The organism is Moorena sp. SIO3I6 (genome assembly GCF_010672095.1).
Genome location: NZ_JAAHHU010001434.1, coordinates 1 through 1283, shown reverse-complemented (window position 1 = coordinate 1283; position 1283 = coordinate 1). Strand labels below are relative to the sequence as shown.

Below are 1283 nucleotides of genomic sequence, written 5' to 3'. Positions count from 1 at the left end.
ATAGAAACCGCCGACTTTGGAATATAACAAGTTTGTACCAAATTTTTCCGATATCTGAACTTTACCCGATTAATCTGCGCTGTCTTTTTGTATTTTTTCTTGGCCTCCGGAGACGAAACCTGATTGTTAGTGGAGCCTTAATCAATAAGTTTTAACCCTTATCTGCATAGCCTGCCAACTATAAAGGCTCCACTATCCTTGCGGTAACTTCTGACCCTGACAGCGGTACAAGCATCCTTTATCGCTATAGATTTGATTTGATAAGGCACTGTCTTACACCATTCAGGAAGGTCATTTATAATACCAGTTTTCATGGCTTTCCAATTTGCTTTAACTTCGCCATTTTCGAGTATTTTGACGGTCTTATTGAAAACGTAACGGGATACCCCAAACCAGTGGCGGACAATTGCTCGCTGTTCAGGGTTTAGGAACACTCGAATCTTCTTTGATTTTTTGGCCGTATTTTCTGAGTCCGTGAACCCGGCAAGAGAAGACGTGAATGATGGAGAGAAGATCTGCGGTAAGTTCTGATTCTGGAGAACTTTCAGGGTTGTCGAGAACCAGGATTTTTCCACCGTTGAGACTGACTAAGTGCTCAAAGAGTTCAAACCCAAATCGGGTGAGTCTGTCTCGATAGGCAACAACAATTGTGAGTTGATCGCCACGCATAAGTCGTTCCAGTATGGCTCGAAGACCTTTTCTTTTGTAGTTGAGTCCTGAACCGATGTCTTTGACGATTTCTGCTTCCGGGAAGAGGGAGTGCATGTAGGCGATCTGTCTGGCGAGGTCGTCAAATTGTTTACCACTACTGACTCGGCAGTAACAGATTGTAGCTTGTCCACTCCCTTTGTTTTTTCCGAGACTGAGGAGGCTGTTTGTGTCAAAGAGGCGATATCCGCTTGGAGTCCGCTCACATTTGAGCGTGCCATTGTCTGCATACTTCCTCAAAGTGTTTCTAGAGAGTCCTGTAAGTTCGACCGCCTTACGGATTGGTACTAATGCCATAATTAAAGTCTAACATATAATTCTAGACTTTAGTATACTTTGTTATACTTATTGCTGCTGTTCCCTAGCCTCCCCAGGAGAACGGGTCAACCGCCCGACCTTGGGCTGCAGTCTGATGCAGCTGGTCTTTTCTCCGAATAGTGAGGAACTCAGTACTGCGGTTCAGTTTCTGGTTCAAGGGTCGTTGCAGCAGTGGTTAGGGGAGTTAATTCAAGTCGAGAGGGTGCAAGTGGAGAGTGAAGATACTAAATTGCGAGTCACAGTGCAGTATGTGATTC

Annotated in this window: 2 protein-coding genes and 1 pseudogene; 1 reads left to right on the top strand and 2 read right to left on the bottom strand. The window is 44.7% G+C overall.

The window, feature by feature from the left end; genetic code table 11:
- Nucleotides 1-215: 215 nt before the first annotated feature.
- Together F6K49_RS50015 and F6K49_RS50010 are read right to left on the bottom strand one after the other, a co-directional pair.
- A pseudogene (locus F6K49_RS50015) lies at nt 216-515 on the bottom strand (helix-turn-helix domain-containing protein); the annotation flags it as partial.
- Nucleotides 418-1005, bottom strand: coding sequence for an IS607 family transposase (locus tag F6K49_RS50010; protein ID WP_075896875.1), 588 nt, complete (start codon nt 1003-1005; stop codon nt 418-420). The pseudogene F6K49_RS50015 and the gene F6K49_RS50010, both read right to left, overlap by 98 nt.
- A gap of 16 nt (nt 1006-1021) precedes the next feature.
- Here F6K49_RS50010 and F6K49_RS50005 point away from each other — a divergent pair.
- Nucleotides 1022-1283 (top strand): GPW/gp25 family protein (locus F6K49_RS50005; RefSeq protein ID WP_366514364.1); only part of this gene is annotated, 262 nt, incomplete at its 3' end.

What these genes read in the sequence shown, in the direction of transcription:
- F6K49_RS50010 (WP_075896875.1), bottom strand. Translation starts at nt 1,005, where the DNA reads ATGGCATTAGTACCAATCCGTAAGGCGGTCGAACTTACAGGACTCTCT.